This window comes from Candidatus Methylomirabilota bacterium (assembly GCA_035315345.1).
Taxonomy (GTDB): Bacteria; Methylomirabilota; Methylomirabilia; order Rokubacteriales; family CSP1-6; genus CAMLFJ01.
Map to the genome: position 1 here is coordinate 1 of DATFYA010000205.1, position 18,045 is coordinate 18,045.

The 18,045-nt window shown below is 68.2% G+C and carries 18 protein-coding genes and 1 pseudogene; 12 read left to right on the forward strand and 7 right to left on the reverse strand.

Features of this window, described 5'->3' with window-relative positions:
• Positions 1-165 precede the first annotated feature (165 nt).
• The 3 genes from VKN16_26240 (at position 166) to VKN16_26250 (ending at position 1,985) form a co-directional block, all read left to right on the forward strand.
• A complete protein-coding gene (locus tag VKN16_26240; protein HME97722.1) occupies positions 166-789 on the forward strand; it encodes a MarC family protein in 624 nt (207 codons plus the stop codon).
• A gap of 281 nt (positions 790-1,070) precedes the next feature.
• The gene (locus VKN16_26245; GenBank protein ID HME97723.1) at positions 1,071-1,577 is read left to right on the forward strand and encodes a hypothetical protein; all 507 of its coding nucleotides are present in this window, start codon (positions 1,071-1,073) and stop codon (positions 1,575-1,577) included.
• Positions 1,578-1,586: 9 nt separating this feature from the next.
• Positions 1,587-1,985 carry a hypothetical protein gene (locus VKN16_26250; GenBank protein HME97724.1) on the forward strand — a complete coding sequence of 133 codons (399 nt, stop codon included), beginning with the start codon at positions 1,587-1,589 and terminating at the stop codon, positions 1,983-1,985.
• A gap of 27 nt (positions 1,986-2,012) precedes the next feature.
• Here the strand turns inward: VKN16_26250 and VKN16_26255 are convergent, their stop codons facing one another.
• On the reverse strand, positions 2,013-2,201 hold the full coding sequence (locus VKN16_26255) for a hypothetical protein (GenBank protein ID HME97725.1): 189 nt from the start codon (positions 2,199-2,201) through the stop codon (positions 2,013-2,015).
• Between VKN16_26255 and VKN16_26260 the strand changes: the two genes are divergently transcribed.
• The gene (locus VKN16_26260) at positions 2,122-2,490 is read left to right on the forward strand and encodes an alpha/beta fold hydrolase (GenBank protein HME97726.1); all 369 of its coding nucleotides are present in this window, start codon (positions 2,122-2,124) and stop codon (positions 2,488-2,490) included. The genes VKN16_26255 and VKN16_26260 overlap by 80 nt on opposite strands.
• A 25-nt stretch (positions 2,491-2,515) precedes the next feature.
• Here VKN16_26260 and VKN16_26265 read toward each other — a convergent pair.
• A pseudogene (locus VKN16_26265) lies at positions 2,516-2,617 on the reverse strand (DUF4242 domain-containing protein).
• 298 nt (positions 2,618-2,915) lie between these two features.
• Between VKN16_26265 and VKN16_26270 the strand changes: the two are divergent.
• From VKN16_26270 to VKN16_26280, 3 genes are read left to right on the forward strand one after another with little or no spacing between them, the layout of a single operon-like run.
• Positions 2,916-3,776, forward strand: a complete 861-nt coding sequence (locus VKN16_26270) for a hypothetical protein (GenBank protein HME97727.1) — start codon at positions 2,916-2,918, stop codon at positions 3,774-3,776.
• Between the two features lie 13 nt (positions 3,777-3,789).
• A complete protein-coding gene (locus VKN16_26275; protein ID HME97728.1) occupies positions 3,790-3,987 on the forward strand; it encodes a hypothetical protein in 198 nt (65 codons plus the stop codon).
• Positions 3,984-4,433 carry a cytidine deaminase gene (locus VKN16_26280; GenBank protein HME97729.1) on the forward strand — a complete coding sequence of 150 codons (450 nt, stop codon included), beginning with the start codon at positions 3,984-3,986 and terminating at the stop codon, positions 4,431-4,433. The genes VKN16_26275 and VKN16_26280 overlap by 4 nt, the downstream gene beginning before the upstream one ends.
• Positions 4,434-4,524: 91 nt before the next feature.
• On the opposite strand, the gene VKN16_26285 is transcribed toward VKN16_26280, so the two are convergent.
• Positions 4,525-4,953, reverse strand: a complete 429-nt coding sequence (locus VKN16_26285) for a hypothetical protein (GenBank protein HME97730.1) — start codon at positions 4,951-4,953, stop codon at positions 4,525-4,527.
• Positions 4,954-5,046: 93 nt separating this feature from the next.
• Positions 5,047-5,346, reverse strand: a complete 300-nt coding sequence (locus tag VKN16_26290; GenBank protein ID HME97731.1) for a hypothetical protein — start codon at positions 5,344-5,346, stop codon at positions 5,047-5,049.
• Positions 5,347-5,442: 96 nt separating this feature from the next.
• Here VKN16_26290 and VKN16_26295 point away from each other — a divergent pair, with 96 nt between their 5' ends.
• The 3 genes from VKN16_26295 to VKN16_26305 all read left to right on the forward strand — a co-directional run bounded on the left by VKN16_26295 (position 5,443) and on the right by VKN16_26305 (position 10,991).
• The gene (locus VKN16_26295; GenBank protein ID HME97732.1) at positions 5,443-6,774 is read left to right on the forward strand and encodes an NAD(P)/FAD-dependent oxidoreductase; all 1,332 of its coding nucleotides are present in this window, start codon (positions 5,443-5,445) and stop codon (positions 6,772-6,774) included.
• Between the two features lie 262 nt (positions 6,775-7,036).
• A complete protein-coding gene (locus VKN16_26300; protein ID HME97733.1) occupies positions 7,037-9,121 on the forward strand; it encodes a glycosyltransferase family 39 protein in 2,085 nt (694 codons plus the stop codon).
• 199 nt (positions 9,122-9,320) lie between these two features.
• Complete coding sequence (locus VKN16_26305; GenBank protein HME97734.1) at positions 9,321-10,991, forward strand: glycosyltransferase family 39 protein; 1,671 nt, start codon at positions 9,321-9,323, stop codon at positions 10,989-10,991.
• Positions 10,992-11,001: 10 nt separating this feature from the next.
• Here the strand turns inward: VKN16_26305 and VKN16_26310 are convergent, their stop codons facing one another.
• From VKN16_26310 to VKN16_26320, 3 genes are read right to left on the reverse strand one after another with little or no spacing between them, the layout of a single operon-like run.
• Positions 11,002-12,216 (reverse strand): glycosyltransferase family 2 protein, encoded by a 1,215-nt coding sequence (locus tag VKN16_26310; GenBank protein HME97735.1) that lies wholly within the window; start codon positions 12,214-12,216, stop codon positions 11,002-11,004.
• Complete coding sequence (locus VKN16_26315) at positions 12,213-13,973, reverse strand: hypothetical protein (GenBank protein HME97736.1); 1,761 nt, start codon at positions 13,971-13,973, stop codon at positions 12,213-12,215. Before VKN16_26315 ends, VKN16_26310 begins: the two co-directional genes overlap by 4 nt.
• Positions 13,974-13,989: 16 nt before the next feature.
• Positions 13,990-14,976, reverse strand: coding sequence for a glycosyltransferase (locus VKN16_26320; protein HME97737.1), 987 nt, complete (start codon positions 14,974-14,976; stop codon positions 13,990-13,992).
• A 312-nt stretch (positions 14,977-15,288) separates the two neighbouring features.
• Here VKN16_26320 and VKN16_26325 point away from each other — a divergent pair, with 312 nt between their 5' ends.
• Both VKN16_26325 and VKN16_26330 read left to right on the forward strand, forming a co-directional pair.
• Positions 15,289-16,698 (forward strand): OB-fold domain-containing protein, encoded by a 1,410-nt coding sequence (locus VKN16_26325; GenBank protein ID HME97738.1) that lies wholly within the window; start codon positions 15,289-15,291, stop codon positions 16,696-16,698.
• Positions 16,699-16,930: 232 nt separating this feature from the next.
• On the forward strand, positions 16,931-18,025 hold the full coding sequence (locus VKN16_26330; GenBank protein HME97739.1) for a TRAP transporter substrate-binding protein: 1,095 nt from the start codon (positions 16,931-16,933) through the stop codon (positions 18,023-18,025).
• The last annotated feature ends 20 nt before the right edge of the window (positions 18,026-18,045 follow it).

Genomic DNA, 18,045 nt, shown 5'->3' on the forward strand with positions numbered 1-18,045 from the left:
TCGTCCAGTGGTGCCGCGACCACCTGGCCGGCTTCAAGGTGCCGAAGCGCGTGGTCTTCGGCCCGCTACCCAAGACCTCCACGGGCAAGATCCAGAAGTTCGTGCTGCGGGACCGGGCCCGCGGCGAGGCGTGAGCTTCGCCCTCTTCATGGCCGAGTCCTCGCGATGACCGCCTTCGTCCTCGCGTCGTTCACCGCGCTGTTTGTGACCGTCAACCCGATCAAAGGCGCCGCCGTCTTCGCCGTGCTCTCCAAGGGCGACTCGCGGGCGGAGCAGCGCCGCGTGGCCGGGCGCGCCACGCTCATCGCATCGGGCCTGCTGCTGGTCTTCGCCCTCGTCGGCGACGATCTCCTGCGCGGCATCGGCATCAGCCTGTCCGGCGTGCGCGTCGGCGGCGGTATCCTCTTGCTGCTCCTGTCCATCGACATCGTGTTCGGCCGCCCGATCGGCCCCGCCGCCGCGGCGGGCGAGCACCCGATCGGGCGCAAGGATATCGCGGTATTTCCCCTGGCCACCCCGATCATCGCCGGGCCCGGCGCGATCACCACGGTGGTGGTGCAGGCCACCGAGGCGGCCAACGGTGTGCTCCAGACCGGGCTGCTCCTGCTCGCGCTGGCGGCCGTCATGCTGCTCACCTTCGTCGCCTTCCTCGTGGCCGGACGAATCGAGCGGCTGCTCGGTGCCACCGGCATGAACGTGGTCAGCCGCATCCTCGGCATCCTGCTGGCCGCCGTCTCCGCCGAGATGATCCTCGCCGGGCTCAAGCAGAGCGGCGTGTTCGTGCGCTGAGCCGGCGTTTCACGGGATCGGAGAGAGCGGCCTCGCCGGCATGGCCGCCGCCATCACGGATGCGGTGCACCACGCTACCGGCGTGCGCGTGCGCGAGCTGCCGGTGAAGATCGAGCACCTGCTGGCGGCCCCACCCGGATTATTTCGGCCTGTGTGAAACTGAGAAGGTGCAGCGGAGAGAAGATCCTCTGACGAAGCGGGAGCGGGCCGAGCTCGTAGGCTACGTCTCCCGGTCGACCGTGTGGTCCCGCGCGGTCCTCTTCGCGCTGGCGCTGACCGCGGTGGCCGGGCTGGCCTTCAAGTTCCAGCGGTCGCTCTCGATCGACCACCCCGTCTGGATCGTGCCCACGGCCCTTGTCGGTCTCACGCTCCACTGGCGCTCGCGGCGTTGGACCGGCGGTCGAGACCTGCGCGCGCGCATCAGAGCCGACCTCGAGTCGAACACCGCGGCGGTTCATGTCTTGTCGGTGGTCGATGCCATCAAGGTGGAAGAGGCGGAAGACGAAGGTCCCACCTTCTTCCTCAAGCTCGATACCGGGGAGACGGTTGCCATCGGCGGGCAATTCCTCGACCGTGTCGTCACCCGCGGCTTTCCCTGGAGGCGGTTCGAGATTCGCGAGGGCGCCCGGTCGGGGTTGTTCCTCGGGCTCGAGGGCCGAGGCGAGCGCATCGTACCCTCCCTCGTCAAGCCGCCGCTCAGCATGGCGACGGTACGCGAGCTGGGTATCGGCCACGTTCGGTGGAAGATCCTGCCGGTCGCCTTCGAAGACCTGCGGCGTGTAGCCTGACGGCGCACCGTGGGACTCAGCGAGGAGTGCCGTCGTTACGTCGGTCGCCGGGTGCTGATCCGGCCGTTCTACGGTTACGGCTGGTCTCGCCGCGATCCCGGCGCGCCGCGGTTGAGTTACGAGGAGGCGGCCGGGCCGGCGCCGTTTCACGCGCGCCTGTCCGAGCTCTTCGAGCACGACGGCGAGCTGCGCGGAGGCATCGCAATCATCGACGAGCCGGGACATCTGTATCACGGCTTCCATGCCGTGTTCTCGACCCGGCATGTGGGCGAGTTCGACTTCACCGCGCGGCTCGGTCACTACAACGTCGAGATCGGCCCGAGCATTCACGTGACGGCGTGGCCTCATGCGACCGGGAGCCCTGCGCTCATGGGGTTTGCCGAGATCCGCGATGACGACGCCGCCTGACCAGGCGTCCGGCGAACACGGGCGCGTTCATGGCGCCCGGAGCGGGTGGCGGGCGAAGAAGGCAGCCAGCGCGTCGGCCACCGTGCGCGGGTACTGCACGTGCAGCAGGTGAGTGGCGCGCTCGCGAGCTGCGCCGATGTTCTCAAGACCGAGGGCGACACAGTCACGGTGGCCACCGATCTGGTCGATCTGGACGTGGCGGCGTTCGCGCAACATCCTCCGCCTTCCCCGTGAGAGCATCCTGAGCACCTGGACCCCGGATCCGACGGTGGACATCGCGCCGATCCTGGACCAGGTGAAGACGCCGACGCTCATCCTGCACGGGACGGAGGACCGCCGGGTCTCGGTGGCCGCCGCGCGCTATCTGGCGCAGCACCTGCCCGACGCGCGCCTACACCTGTTCGAGGGGCGCGGCCACCTGCCGATCTTCACCGCGACCGCGGAGTTCTGTCAGGTGCTGCGCGGGTTCGTGGGAGACCACCCCTCATCCTGCCCTCTCCCCTGAGGGGAGAGGGGGAACGACCGCGCGCTCAGCGAGAGAAATATGGGTCGAGGACGCGGACGTCGGTGATGCGGTCCACGGGGAGCTTGTTGCGGTCTGCCACCCGGCGGATCGCTTCCGGCGCGGGCGCATAGCAGCGCTTCGAAGGATACGCTTGACGCTCACCTTGAAGAACAGCATCTTCTTGCCGTCCCAGGTCGCGGGTGAGGAGACGATCGATGTTTCGTTGTGTCATTTCGTTGCATGGTATTCGGACCCGAGGGGTATGGCAGAAGGACCTCGCCCCGGTCCTGGCCCGTCACGGTCTCATTCCATACGCGCTGGACTATGGATCATTCTCCATATTCAAGTTCGCGTGCCGTAGAGCCCGCGACCGAAAAGTTGAATGGCTGCGAAGCGAGTACGAACGGGTCACGGGCGACGCAAAGGTGCAACGGCCATCGGTGGTCGCTCACAGCTTCGGGACCTACCTCGTCGCGGCACTACTGGTGAAATATCCAGAACTTCATTTCGACAAGATCATCTTTTCGGGTAGCATCGTCGATCGCAACTTCGATTGGGGATCCAAGCTCGAGGCCGGTCAGGTCAATTTCGTTCGCAACGACTACGGATCACTCGATCGCTGGCCGCGACTGGCTCGCTATCTGGTCCCGGATTCCGGCGCTTCGGGAACCGATGGATTCTTGAGAAGACATCCGGGTCTCATGGGACAGCGGTTCGAGCGGCACACGCACAGCGACTACTTCCACCGTGCTCATTTCACGAGCTACTGGATACCGACCCTTGTGCGGGTTGATGTCAGTGTACCGGAGCGAGGACAGGTCACGGATGTGCTCGATCTGGCCTGTCAGACCGTTGCGGCCCGCCTTGGCATTGAGCCGGGACTCATTCGGGCAAATGTTTTCGTTCCCGACGAGACGCAACAGCTTCACATCCCCAAGGGTCTTGTTCATAACATGACCGATCCGGTGGAGCAGACCGTCACGATGGCTCCCGGAGTTGGCTGTGCGGGTGCCGCGTACAAGGCTCGTGAACAGACGATCGCTATCATGCAGCGTGACTGGGGCATCCACACGCTGCCCGGCACTCAACTGGCAAAGGTTGACAAGCGGCTAAAATGGATCATCGGTACGCCGATTCCGGACCCGGATGTGGCTGGCGGTATCCTCGGCGTTTTCGGGTTGGATTGTCTAGAACACGCAAAGAGCCGTGAGGAGTTGGCACGCCTCCTTCCGGATTTGGTTGTCGTGGCCCAGTCGCTCGGGCTAGTCTTCAAGAGACTCAGCTAGACTGGAGGTTCAGATGCCCTACGAATACCAGAAAGACGAGACGGCAGTTTCGGACGCCCGCATCGCCGAGGTCTACGTCGTACGCGGTGTCGACGAACGGCCAAAGCCCAGTCGGGAGTTGTTGGCAGCCCTCGAACGGCTTTCTTCGGTGAATCGCACCATGATGAAGAGCTTGGTCACCCTGGGATTCGACGCAATGGTCAGAAAGTGAGCTCCTCGAAGTATCGACATCTTCTGGACGAGGCGCACCGGGCGATGAAGCTTGCTCATGCGCCCTACTCCGGGTTTCGGGTGGGCGCCGCGGCACTCGTAGATTCCGGCGACATCGTCGTCGGCTGCAATATTGAGAATGCCGCGTACTCGCCCAGTATCTGCGCTGAGCGCGTGGCCTTGTTCAGCTCCTGGGCTCAAGGGAAAGGCAAGGTCGAAGCGATCGCGATAGTGACGGCCTCCGGCGCGACCGCGGCCCCTTGCGGGGTGTGCCGACAGGTGCTCTGGGAGCTGGCTCGCGATGCCGAGTTGATTCTCGAGGACGGTAAGGGGGGCTACCTCATCGAGACCGTCAGGAACTTGCTGCCCCGGCCATTCGGTCCCGAGGATCTCGACGTGAGCAAACTACCGCCGCGGCAGGGCGCCGACGGGCGCCAGCCGAGCTGAAGGCTTCCCGGCGCGCGGTCGGGCGTTGAGGCGTGGAGCGGGACGGCGCGGTCGACGTCCGCTTCGCGTCGGCCCCACCGGCCGTGGGCGCTCACGGCGCCCGCTCGGCGTGCGCGGGCTGGACGTGATCGGGCGCGGCCGGCACTGGCGTCGCGCGGTCCAGCGCCATGCGCAGCAGGCCCTCGACGAGCCGCCAGCTGGGATGCTTCTCGCCGGCCGGGCCGCTGCGCGCCCAGATCTCGGCGAGCAGGTCCTGCGCGCGCTGCAGGCGCGCCGGCGGCGCGGCCGTTCTCGGCGCGTCGGGTGCGTGCTCGCGAAGCCGCCGGCGCAGCATCTTGAGCATCACGTGCGACGGGACGCCGCCGCGGCTACCCTTCCAGGAGGCCAGCAGCGAATAGGGGGACGTCGAGCATCGCGCCTCCTCCTCGAGCCACGCGGCCGGAACCTCGCGACTGGCCTCCGGCCACGGGGTGCGATTGGCGTATCGATGATGCGGTGGCGTCATTTTCGGCATCGTCATGGGTATTCTCCCTCCGGGCGGTGGCCCGATCCTCGAGGTGGCCGCCCTCCGGCGACGAGGCCGCGGGCTGACCGCTGATACAGGAGGCGGGAGCTAGGCCGGTGGAGCGCGGGACTGCAGCGCCGACGGCGGCGCCGTGGAAACGCCCGTGACGGCGTGCTGCGGCATGGCCGCGACGAGCACGCCGTGGAAGACCGGGGGCAAGGCGGACGGGGTGACACCGCCCTCGGTCGTGATGAGGACGACGATGTCGTCGGTGTCGGCGCCATCGTAGATGCCGCCGATCCAGGTCTCGTCCTGCGGCGTCGCCTGGGCCAGCGGGGTGAGCGCGAACAGGGGTCCGACGAGGACCAGCGCGATGAGGGCCGCCCGGCGACGCATGGATCGATCCATACAAGGGCCTCGTGCACGTGTCAAGGCGTAGTACGTGCGGTCTCATCGCCTCCGTGCCCCGGACGGGTATAGTGATGAGACCAAAGGCCAGTCGCGATGGAACGCAAGCGTGTCGTCATCATCGGGGGCGGGCTGGCCGGGCTGGCGGCCAGCTACGACCTCGCGCGAGCCGGTCATCAAGTCGTGGTGCTCGAGGCCGCCCCCGACTTCGGCGGCCTGGCCAGCTCCTTCCGTCTCGAGGGCCACCCGATCGAGCGCTTCTACCACTTCATCTGCCGTTCCGATCGCGATCTGCTGACGCTGGTCGACGAGCTGGGCCTTGGCGGAAAGCTCCACTGGCGGCACACCCATACCGCCTTCTACTACAACGGCCGGTACTACCCCTTCGGGTCGCCGTGGGACCTGCTCCGGTTCTCGGCGGTGCCGTGGTCGCAGCGCATCCGGTTCGGCCTCCACATCGCGCGCTCCCGGTACCGCGCGCAATGGCGCTGGCTGGATCAGATCCCGGCCAAGCCCTGGCTGATCGAGTGCATCGGCGAGCGAGCGTACCAGGTGATCTGGCACCCGCTGCTCAAGGTGAAGTTCGGCGACTATCACGACCAGATCTCTGCGGCGTGGGTGTGGCACCGCATCTGGCGTGTCGCGTCCTCGCGTCGCAGCATGCTGGAGCGGGAGATGTTCGGATGCCTCGAGCTCGGGACCGTCACCCTGGTCGACCCGCTCGTCGCGTGGCTGCGGGCGCAGCCGAACGTCCAATTGCGGACCGGTGTGCGGGTCCGCCCCATCGAGGTCCACGACGGGCGCGTGACGGAGGTCCACGCCGGCGACGAGCGCCTTCCGTGCGATGCGGTGATCTCCACGGTGGCCCTGCCCACCCTGGACCGCCTCGTCCCGAGCCAGTCCGATCCCTACTTCGAGCGGGTGCGGCAGGTGAAGTACATCGGCATCGTCTGCATGCTGCTGAGCCTGCGGCGGCCGTTCAGTCGCAACTTCTGGACCAACATCAACGATCCGCGCATCGCCTGCAACGGCATCATCGAGCAGAGCACGCTGAACGAGAACCTCCAGCGCGCCGGCCTCAACATCGTCTACGTTCCCTTCTACCTGCCCACCACCGAGCCGCGCTATCGCGCCGACGACAAGGATCTCTTCGCCGAGTACACCGCCATGCTGAAGCTCATGAATCCGGAATTTTCCGAGAGCTGGGTCAAGGAGTACCATGTCTTTCGCACGCCGCATGCCCAGCCCGTCTTCACCACCAACTTCGCGGCCCTCATGCCCGGCCATCGGACGCCGATCCGCGGCCTCTACGTGACCGACTCCACCCAGTTCTACCCGGAGGACCGCACGATCAGCCAGGCGATCCGCCAGGGTCGTACCGCGGCGGCCATGATCATGGACGATTTCGACACCCCCGGTCCGGGGTGAGCCGTCATGGGAGCGGGCGTCGCGTCGTGAGCCTGAAGGTTGCCGTCGGCGTCGTGTGGGATGGGGGCGCCGTGGAGGCCGTGTATCCCGGCACCATCCCGCGCGTGCGACACGCTCGCTTTGACCATTCAGTGCACGCCCCGTGTTGGCTCTCGGCGAGCGCACGAAGCGACACGGCGCCGCCCATTCCCGGCGGCCACGCGTGACCCTCTCGGAAGCGACCCGTACCGACCCGTCGCGGTCGACCGGTCGAGGGACTTCCGTGCTGCGCATCGCACCGATCGTCTTGCCCTTTCTCCTCCTCGTGGGCACCGGTCTCCGCGGGCTGGATTTCGGACTGCACTGGGACGAGCGACCGTGGCAGATCGGGCCGACCAAGCACATGGTGGAGTCGGTGACGCTGTTGCCCGGGTACTACACCTACCCGTCGTTCGACTATTGGCTCAATCTCGCGGTCCTCTTGCCGGACGTGGCAACGCCGCGCGAGCCGGGAGAACATCTCGGCGCTCATCTCGTTCGTGCTCTCGACTCCCAAGCGTACCTCTTCCGCCTGCGGGCCGTGTATCTCACCATCACGTCTCTCACGCTGGTGTGGGTGTACCTGCTCGTCCGGCAACAGCGCGGCGGCCGGTGGGGCGAGGCCCTCTTCGCCGCGTGCGTGCTCGGTGGCTCGTGGGAGGTCGCGTATCACCTGCGGTGGGTGGCGTCCGATGGGATGTTGATGCAGTTCGCGACGCTCACCGTGTTGTTCGCGCTGCGGGCATTGCATACACGTCGGCAGTCGTGGCTGATCGCGGCGACGACCACCGCTGCGGTGGGATCTGGAACCAAGTATCCGGGCGGACTGCTCCTGCTGCCGGTGGCGCTGGCGGCGATATCTTGCCTGGAGGGGGGCTCCCCGAGAGCCAAGTCGACGCTGCTCGTCAAGCTCGCGGCACTGTTCGCCGCGGTATCTCTGGCCGTGACTCCCGCGCTCGTCTTCGAGCCGCACAAGGTCGCGCAAGCGATGCTCTACGAAATGCACCACTACGCCACCGGACACGGAGGGCATACCGTTCACCGGGGTCTGGAGCACACCGGGCGCATGCTGGCGTATTTCTCGACGGTGTTGCTGTCGTCCAACATCGTGATCGCAATGCTCTTCTTTGGTCTCGCGATCCTCGGCGTTGGACACGAGTTCGCGCGCGACGGGCGCAAGGCCGCCGTGCTCTTCGTCTTTCCCTGCGCCTACCTGCTCTATTTCTCGACCCAGGGCACGATGGTGGTGCGCAATGTTCTGGCCGTCGCGCCCTTTGTCGCGCTGGGGGCGGCACGCGGCGCCGCCGTGGTCGCCGGGGTTCTCGCCGCCCGCGGCGAGTCACCGGGCGGGCGTCGCGCGCGCGCCAACTATGCGAGCGCGGCGTGGCTCCTCCTGCTCGTCGGCGCGGTGTCTTTCAACGCGGCGTGGCTGATCTCCAGTGCCGAGAGCATTGTCGCCCGGCATACCGCTCGCTTTGCCCGTGAAGCGGCGGAGTACGTCAGGATGCGCCCGGGGTCACGATACCTGCTCTCTCCACGCGTGACGCTCGACGTCTCGCGAGTTGCTCCTTCGCCGCCGAACGTGACCACCACCGCCGCCGATGCCGATGCGTTCGTCCTCTACGCGCGCGAGGGAATGCGTCGCTGGCACGACTGGCCGGCGAACCGACGCGATCTGACCAGCGCGTGGTTCGGTCCCCGCGAGGTGAACTTCGACATCTATCCGAACTGGTGGGGCGACGATCGAATCGTCGTGATCGACAAGCGTCGCGCCCGGGAGATCGGACTCCGCATCGCGGGGATCTCCGAGGACGCGACGCCGGCCGAGGAGCCGGTATCGCTCGAAAGCGGCATCGAATCCGTGGCCCGGTACCCGCAGATCCCGGCCGACGCGCTCCCGAGCACGTGGACGCTTCCCGCCGTCGACCCTCGCAGCCTCGTCCCGCGCGCAGTGGCGCGAGCGGTCGTCGGCCCGCTCGCCCGTGGCCCGTCGAGCGGCGGCTGGGATCTCGACGGGGTCTCCTGCACGTTGCGAGGGGAGGACGGGACGGTCGTGAGCGTGACCGTGATCAGCACCGGCGCGTTCGACCTGGAGCGGCGCGAGCCATCGAGCGTCGCGGTGTCGGGAGCGGGCGTGAGCGCCTATGTCGCATCGCCCGCCCGGCGTGGTGATGTGCGTCTGTTCGCTCGCACGATGGAGAGCGCAGTGATCGTCCATGCGACGGGAAGGACTCGGCCGGAGGAATTCCGAATAGATCAGGCGACGAAGCTGGCCGTGATCGCGCTTGCCCGACTCGACGCCGCACGAGCCGCGACGAAGGCGCGGTGACGGGTCCGATTCTTCGGAGGAGCCGGACGAAGGAGTATCATGTGCTCCGTACGCCGCATGCCCAGCGATCTCGTGCCCGACCAGCGGACTCGGATCCGCGGTCCCGACGTCCCTGACTCCACGCCGCTCCATCCGGAGGACCGCACCATCAGCCGGGCGAGAGCAGGGGGCGCGTCCACCGCGACATGACGCCGGCTCTATGACCGGCATCCGAGCGGCGGTGGGCGGGCGTGGTGGCCGCATCGTGGCGCTGCTGGCCGTGATCGCCTTGGCCACCGGGTTGCGCCTGGCGCTGCTCGATCGACAGGGCCTCTGGGCCGACGAGGTCTTCTCGCTCGCGATCGCCACCGGTCATAGCCTCGAGCACCCCGCCGCGGAGGCAGACCCCGCCCAGGGGGACTATGTCGAAGCGTCCACGCCCTTGCCCGCGTCCGACTTCAGGCGCTACCTGGAGCACGAAGACCCGCCGGCGGGGTTCCGGCGCGTGGTTCGGGCCGTCCGTCTCTCGGACACGAGTCCGCCACTCTATTACCTGATGCTGAACCGCTGGACGCGCTGGGCCGGGGCGAGCGACGCCGCGCTCCGGCTCTTCTCCGCCCTGTGGGCGCTGGCGTCGATTCCGGTCCTGTGGCTGATCGCGCGCCGGGTCGGCGGCGAGGCGGCTGCGTTCCTTGCAGCCGGGCTCTTCGCGGTTTGCCCTCTGGGACTCTACTATTCGGTCGAGGGCCGGATGTACTCGCTCCTCGTGTTCCTCGCGGTCAGCATGGTCGCGCTGACCCTCGCCCTGAGGACCGAGGACGCCAGGCCCTGGCTGGTCGGGCCCTGGGCCGTGGTGAGCGCGGCCGCCCTCCTCACCCATTACTTCGCCTGCTTCGTGTGGGTTGCCTGCCTCGCCTGGCTGGCCGTGACTCCCGGCCGGATCCGACGAAGCTGGCTCGCCGGCGGGGCCGTCGCGACGGCCCTCCTCGTGCTGCCCTGGTACGCGGTGGTGCCGGAGACGCTCGGCCGATGGCGCGTGACCGGGTACTGGCTCTACTCACCGGTCAGCCTGCGCCGCGCGCTCTCGTTGCCGTTCTGGCTGGTCTGGACGTTCGTGTCGGGTGACGGGGCCTGGCAGTCGGGTCATGCCTCCTGGCACAGCTCGACGCGCTCCCAGTGGCTCGCCGCGCTCGCGTTCGCCGCGGTGGCGCTGGCGCTCGCAGCGGGGCTGCGACGGCGGCTCTTCTCCGGCGATCGTGGACTCGTCTGGCTCTGGGTAGCGGCCGCTTGCATCGGGCCCCTCGTGTTCGACTTCGTGAGCGGGACGAGCACGGCGGCGCGTCCGCGCTACGCGCTCGCGGGCCTTCCCGGCGTGCTCGTTCTTGCCGCGGTCGGCTTGAGCCGGCTCAAGCTCGTGGCGCGTGCCGCGCTGCTCCTGGCGGTTCTGCTGGCGTGGAGCTCGGGGGGCCGCACGATCTTCCACCTTCCCTCGCGCGAATACGAGCCGTATCGGCCGGTGGCCGCGAGGCTGAGCGCGAGCGTCGGCCCCGAGGACCTCGTCCTGGTGCATTCGATCCCGTCGGGGGTGCTCGGGATCGCGCGCTACCTGACCGGAGCCACGATGGTGGCGTCATGGGTCGGCCAGCTCGGCCAGCGGCGCGTGCCGACCGATGTGGAGGCACTCACCCAAGGCCGCAGCACGGTCGTCCTGGTGAAGATTCACGAGGTCGGCGAACCGGCCCCGGAAGAGTCCTGGCTGCTGGTCCACGCGAGGCTGGTCGACGACAGTGAGCGACAGGGCGCCCGGATCGGCGTCTTTCGCCCCCTATCGGGCGAGCGGTTCGTCTGGGGGCCGTCCCGAGGGGGCGCGCCGGGGGCGAATGGCCGGTGAGGAAGACGCGTCAGATTGCGGGCGGATCGTCCCGGCGCCGCCGCGCGGCCTGCCGTTCATAGCCGAGCTGGGCCGCCAGCAACTCGAGGACGTAGTCCATGACCCGGGTCACCGCGAAGATGGACCCGATCGACCAGAAGAACGACATGGCGACGAAGCGCGACCAGTGCTCGTAGGTTTCCCCGGTCCGGACCAGCTCGAGAAAGCTCGCGAGGACGAGGGCACCGCCCACCAGGAAGCAGACCGCGGGAAGGAGCCAGAACAGTCGGCTCTGGAGGAACCGACTCCAGATGTCGTCCTGCGAAGGCTCGCCGGCGGGCCGCGCGATCCGGACCATCTTCGCGGTCAGGTAGCTGGCGCACAGCAAGAGCGCGGCGATCGTTCCGAGCACGTGACTGACCAGGAACCGGTAGATCATCCACTCCTGCACCCGGTGGTGCTCCAGGTAGAACAAGATCGGCCGCAGCATCCAGGCAGTGGCCACCGCGAGGGCCACGAGGCCCACGATCGCGAGTGGGCGCGCGGGCCGGTAGAGGAACGCCGCCTCGAGGATTGCCCGCAAGAACAGCACGGTGTCCCGGCCCAGGCGGAGCTTCGATTCCCCCTCGCGCTCGTGATACGGCATGTCGATCTCGACGATCTTCGCCGCCGTCCCGAGCACGGCGCGGGCGGTCATGGCCGGCGTGAAGCTCATGCCGTCGGGCAGCGGCAGCAGGCTTCCCAGGCTCGCTCGTCGAACGACCCGCATGCCGCTCGCGGTGTCGCGCACGTCGGAGGCGGACAGGGCGCGAAGCAAGGCCGCGAACGCCCGGTTGCCGATCTGGCGGACCAGCGGCATCTTGCTGGCCTGGGTCAGGCGACAGCCCAGCACGACGTCGGCCCGCTCTTGTTCCAGCGTCCGGCACAGATCGGCGAAGAAGCTCGGATCGCAGGTGCCGTCGGCGTCGAGGAACCCGAGCAGGTCCGCGTCGGACTGTCGCCACGCCTCCTTGATGGCGGCGCCGTATCCCCGGTTCTGCTCGAACACGATGAGCTTGATCGCGTCGCGGTAGCGGCGGGCGCGCTCGACGGTTTCGTCGGTGGAGCCGTCGCTCACCACCGTGATGTCCACCGCGGTCACCGGCGAGCCCGCGATGATGTGCGCGCGGGCATCCAGCGAGCGCTGGATGATGCTCTCGATGCTCTGCTCCTCGTTCAGGGCGGGAATGACGATGAGGAGCTTCATGGGTGGCGCTCCGGAGCCGCCCGAGATCGGCGATCGACGCCGCGAGCGGGGGACGGGGCGGAGTCGGGGACGGCGGGCTCTGGGCTTCGTTCGTAGATCTCGAGGTTTCCCGAGGGATCCGAGTAGACCAGCATCCACCGATCGGGAGAGCCCTCGAGAACGGGCAGGGTGTACTTGCGCGTGAAGTTCACGTCGGTCCCATCGACGACCACGAAGCGGACCGGCACCGAGTCGAGCAGCGCCTGGGCGTCGACCGGGTCGATCACGAACGGCGGCATCACCGTCTTCAGGCCCGTGCGCAGGTACGCCCACTGGGGCATCGACGCGGCCACCACGTCATCGGGTCGAGCCCGGGGGCGGAGCCAATCCAGCCCGGCGTCGAGCGCCCGGTAGGTCGGACCGTAGAAGAACAGGAATGGCCTGACCACGTGGCCGTCTCGCGCCCGAAGCTCGGCGGGCAAGCGATAGTCCACGTAGATGCGGACGATGGCGACGACTTGCACGGCGAGGATGACGGCGACGAGAGCGACCCGCCCGGCCTGGCTCACCCGCCGCACAGGTCTCGGCAGGCGTTGGCTCCAGCTCGCCAGCTTCATCAACCCACGGGCCAGCGCCAGCGCCACGTACGGCATCGCGGGCGCCCAGTATCGCGGCCACTGAGCCGGCCACGGCGTGAGACAGAGCGCCAGCGCCGTCAGCGCGATGTAGAGCCCGATCAGCCGAGTCTCGCGGGCGAACAGGGTCGCGACGCCGACCAGGACGATCAATCCGATCACGGGCGGCACGTATTGGGCGATCCGCCAGGGGACGATCCGGCCGACGACCGGGAGGTCCCTCATCCGTATCCAGTAGTTGGGCCTCGCCGTCGCCGCGCCGCCGAGACTCGTCGGCATGTGCTTGAGATTGACGAGCAACCGCCGGGCGAGCTCGCGAGCGGAGATTCTTCCCTCTTCCGGCTTGAACGGATCGCGCAGGGACACGTTCCGGGCGTAGCTGACGTTGTAGAAGAGGTAGTCGGCCCGCTGGTAGGCATACGCGGGGTGCGTGTACGCGGCGCTCCGCTCGACGTGGGCGATATAGGCCTGCCATCCGAGGATCGGCACGACGGCGACCGCGGCTCGAAGCGCGGCCGCGCGGAAGCGCCGGTCGAGCAGCGCGTCCAGCACCCAGGCGGCAAACAGCGCGATGCCCATGGTCCGCAACAGGTACGCGGCTACCGCGCAGGTGCCGGCCGCCAGCGAGCGGAACGGCCCGGTCGGCCGGCCGGCGAGGAGCACGAACAGCGCGGTGGCGAGCCCGAATGGGATCTCGGCAAAGCACAGATCCGACAGAAAGTTCGTGTGCACGTGCAGGAGAACGAGGACGCCGGCGAGGAGCGCGTAGGCCAGTGGGAGATATCGCCGCAGCACCGCGTACGCCGCGACGATATATGCGACGAAAACGAGGAAGAACGTGAGCCGCATCTGCCCGCCGACGACGACGAAATCGCTGGATCCGACGAGCCACTGATGGAGCGCGACGACGAGAGGCAGGAGCGGGGGGTACTGGGTGGCCTCGATGTTCCCCGGCTCGTTCAGGAGCCGGTAGCCCTTCCCTTCCGCGAGCGAGGTGCCCAGCACGTAGTAGACCGCGCCGTCCCAGCGGAAATCCAGCGGGCCGACCGCCCGCGGGGCCCAGCTGGCGAGGATCATCGTCGCGAGGATGACCGCGGCGATGATGTCGGACCTGAAGCGGTGTGCGAGTCCCGGAGCCCTCACCACGCGCGGCGATCCATCACGCTTTCGGCCTGGTGAAGCGCCGGACCGCGCGGAGGATCCAGGTGCGCACGTCGGGGGGGAACCAGAGTCCCACGACATACGGGAGCACGAGGTGAGGGCGACGAGTGAGAAGCGCAAAGCGCAGGAGAAACCGACGGGCGAACCGACGGTGGCCTCCCTTGCCGAGATAGTACGCGCGCTTCGCGGCATCGCGGGTCACCTCGTTGATGAGACGCGCGGCCCGCCGCCGGTCGTGGCCGGCGATCGAGCGAAAGACCGCCGGCTTCTCCTCCACCCAGCTGAAGGAACGGCCCGGTTCGGGGCCCGACAATCCCGCGGGATTGATCCGGTAGCGCACCTGCTTTTCCTTGAGGAAGGTGAATGGCCGGCGCGCCGCGATGCGAAGGTAGAGCTCGTAGTCGGCGTTCACCCGGAACCGGGGGTTCCAGATCCCGACTTCATGGAACACCGCGGCCGGGATCATCACCTGTGAGGGAGTCGTGATGAAGCTGAACTTGCCATCCAGGAGCATGTCGAAGCAGCGGGCGGTGAAGAGGCGCCCATTCGATGGCCGCATCAGCTCGAGGAGGCCGGGCCCGTACAGCGTGTCCCGGGTGATGCCCTCCGAGGAGAAGGCCTCGCCGTCGACGGCCACGAGACCCGATTCGGGACAGCGCAGGGCGGCCTCCACCTGGGTCTCGAGCTTCCCGGGTGTCCAGATGTCGTCGCCGTCGAGGAAGGCCAGCAAGGATCCGCGAGCTCGTTGAAGACCGGAATTGCGAGCGCCGGATGGACCGGCGTTTTCTTGATGGACCACGGTGATGCGATCGCCGTATGCGGCACAGGCGCGAAGCGTGTCATCGCTGGAGCCGTCGTCGACCACGATGACCTCGACGGGCCGGTAGCGCTGGGCGAGCACGCCCTCGAGCGCCGGCGCGACGAAGTCCGCCTGGTTGTAGAAGGTGACGATGACACTCACGAGTGGCCGATCGGGCGCGGTCATCGCGGCTTGCTCGTGAGAGGCGCGGTCGAGTCGGCGGGTTGAGTATCGATTGGGTTGGGCCCTCGCGGGCTCACGTGTCAGCGCACACGGGAAACATTTCGAATGGTCTCGCAGATCCAGGATGCCAGCAAGGTGCCAGCGGAGTTCAGCACGCGATTTCCGTACGCGTAGCGATGTGCGACGGTGCACGTACTGCCAGTTGGAGAAAGCTTTACCTATTCTGGCGTTTCGACTACCCATTTGAGGCTTGACGGCGACTCCGTCGCCACTGGCGCTCACGTCGAGAATGTGTGGTAGTTTCGTCACGTTCCCATGAACGGCATCGTCGCCTACGGCGCATACCTTCCGTACTACCGGCTCGAGCGAAAGGCCATCGGCGAGGCCCTGGGCAGTGGCGGTGGGAAGGGCACCCGGGTGGTTGCCTCCTACGACGAGGACACGACCTCGATGGGCGTGGAGGCGGCGCGCGCCGCGCTGCGCGGCACGCCAAAGGCGTCGCCCGCCGCAGTGTACTTCGCCACCACCGACCCCGCGTATCTCGACAAGACCAACGCCACCGCGATCCACGCCGCGCTCGCCCTTGACGAGTCGGCCATGGCGTACGACATGCTCGGCTCGATTCGCTCGGCCGCCGGCGCCCTCCGCGCGGCGATCGACGCCGGGCGGCCGACCCTGGCCGTGCAGTCGGACATCCGCACCGGCCTGCCGGGCGGCGCGGACGAGCGGGAAGGCGGAGACGCGGCGGCCGCGTTCCTCCTGGGCCCGGGCGACGCCGACACGCCGGTGCTGGCCGAGCCGGTGGCGGCCACGTCGGTCACCGCCGAGTTTCTCGAGCGCTGGCGGATGCCGGGTGACTCCTCGTCGCGGCAGTGGGAGGAGCGCTTCGGCGAGCACGCCTACGTGCCGCTCGCGGAGACGGCGATCGCGAGCGCGCTGAAGCAGGCCGGCGTTACCGCCGGCACGCTCGCCCACGTGGTGGTCGCGGGCCCGCACGGACGCGCCAACAAGCGCGCCGCCGCGGCAGCGGGGGCGAAGCCGGAGGCGCTCGGCGACGACCTCAGCGGCTCCGTGGGCAACACCGGCGCCGCGCACGCGGGGCTGCTCCTGGCCGACGCGCTCGACCGGGCGAAGGCCGACAACCTCATCATGCTGGTCTCGCTGGCCGACGGCTGCGACGTGACCATCTGGCGCGCGACGGCGGCGCTTCCAGGGAAACGCCAGCGCGTGCCGGTGGCCGATCAGGTGAAGGCCGGTGGCAAGGTCTCCTACGCGACCTTCCTCACCTGGCGCGGCTTCCTCAAGCGCGAGCCGCCGCGCCGCCCGGACCCGCAGGCCCCCGCGGCGCCACCCGCCTTCCGGGCGGAGGCCTGGAAGTTCGGCTTCACCGGCAGCCGCTGCCAGGCATGCGGCACGCGGCACCTGCCGCCCACACGCGTGTGTCTCAAGTGCCGGGCGGTGGACCGCATGACCCCGGAGCGCATGGCCGACGTGCCCGCGACCATCGCCACCTACACGGTGGACCGGCTGGCCTACTCGCTGTCGCCGCCGGTGGTGGTGGGCGTGCTCGACTTCGAGGGCGGGGGCCGCTTCACCTGCGAGCTGACCGACGTGGACCCCGCGGCGGTGAAGATCGGCAACCGGGTCGAGATGACGTTCCGCCGGCTCATGACCGCTCGCGAGGTGCACAACTATTTCTGGAAGGCGCGACCGTCGGCCGCGTAGCGGAGCCGCGATTGTTGACACCGCGCGGAGTGTGCCCTACACTCCGCGCAGTTTTTCGGTCCCACGCCGCCATCGCTCGGGCTCTCTGCGGTGCCCTCACTGCGTGTCCCCGGCAGACATCGGTCACGATGGCGTCTGACCCCGACCGGCGTGGTCGAAAGGCGCGCCGCCCTCGCATCGAAGCTCCGCGGGTCGCGAATTCGGCCGGCACCGTCAACCAGGAGGAGGCCACGTGAAGAGCGCACGGCGCAGATTCATCGTCGGGTCGGGCGGGCTGGTGGCGGCGGTCGCCGCCGCCGCCATCGACGCCCCCAACGTCATCGCCCAGCCGAGGATCGAGTGGCGCATGTCCACCACGTGGACCCCGAAACTCGACATGCTGCAGGGCTCGGCCCAGCTGCTGGCCAGCGTCGTGGAGCGTACGAGTGGCGGGCGGCTCCGGATCGAGGTCTTCCCGGGCGGCCAGATCATGGAGGGCTTCGAATGCTTCGATGCCACCTCGAAGGGAACCATCCAGGTCTTCATGGGCGCTCCGTACTACTGGGTAAAGAAGGATCCCGCCTTCGACTGGTTCTCGACGGTGCCGTTCGGGATGAACCCGGAGGGCATGCTCTCCTGGTATCACCACGGCGATGGGCTAAAGCTCTGGGAGGAAGCGTACGCGCCGTTCAGCCTGATGCCGCGCCCGGGTCCGGCCATCGCCCCGCAGATGGCCGGCTGGTTCAGGAGGAAGATCAGCACCATCGGCGACTTCAAGGGCCTCCGGATGCGCATTCCGGGTCTCGGCGGCAAGGTCGTGGCCAAGGCGGGCGGCGCCCCGGTCCTCACGCCGGCCGCGGACATCTATGCCTCCCTCGAGCGGGGCGTGATCGATGCCTCCGAATGGATCGGGCCTCACGACGACATGACGCTCGGGCTGCACACGACCGCGCGCTACTACTACTATCCGGGCTGGCACGAGCCCGGGACGGTGACGGAGTTCAGCTTCAACCGGAAGGCCTATGACGCCCTCCCCGCCGATCTGCGGTGGGCGCTCGACTATGCCACCGCGACCGTCCAGGTCGTCGGCCTCACCGATTTCCACACCAAGAACTCGATCGCGCTCGGGCGCCTCCGGTCCGAGTTCAAGGACAAGGTGCAGGTGCTCCAGCTTCCCGCGCCCGTACTGCGCGACCTGCGCAAGCTGTCCGGCGACGTCGTCCGGGAGGAATCGGAAAAAACGCCGATGGCCCGCAAGGTGCACGCCTCGTTCGCGAAGTTCCAGGCGCTGGTGGGGCCCTGGGACCACGTCGCGGAAGGCGCCTACCGCCACCTCATCGTCGGGTGAGAGCGCCTCTCAGCGCAGTG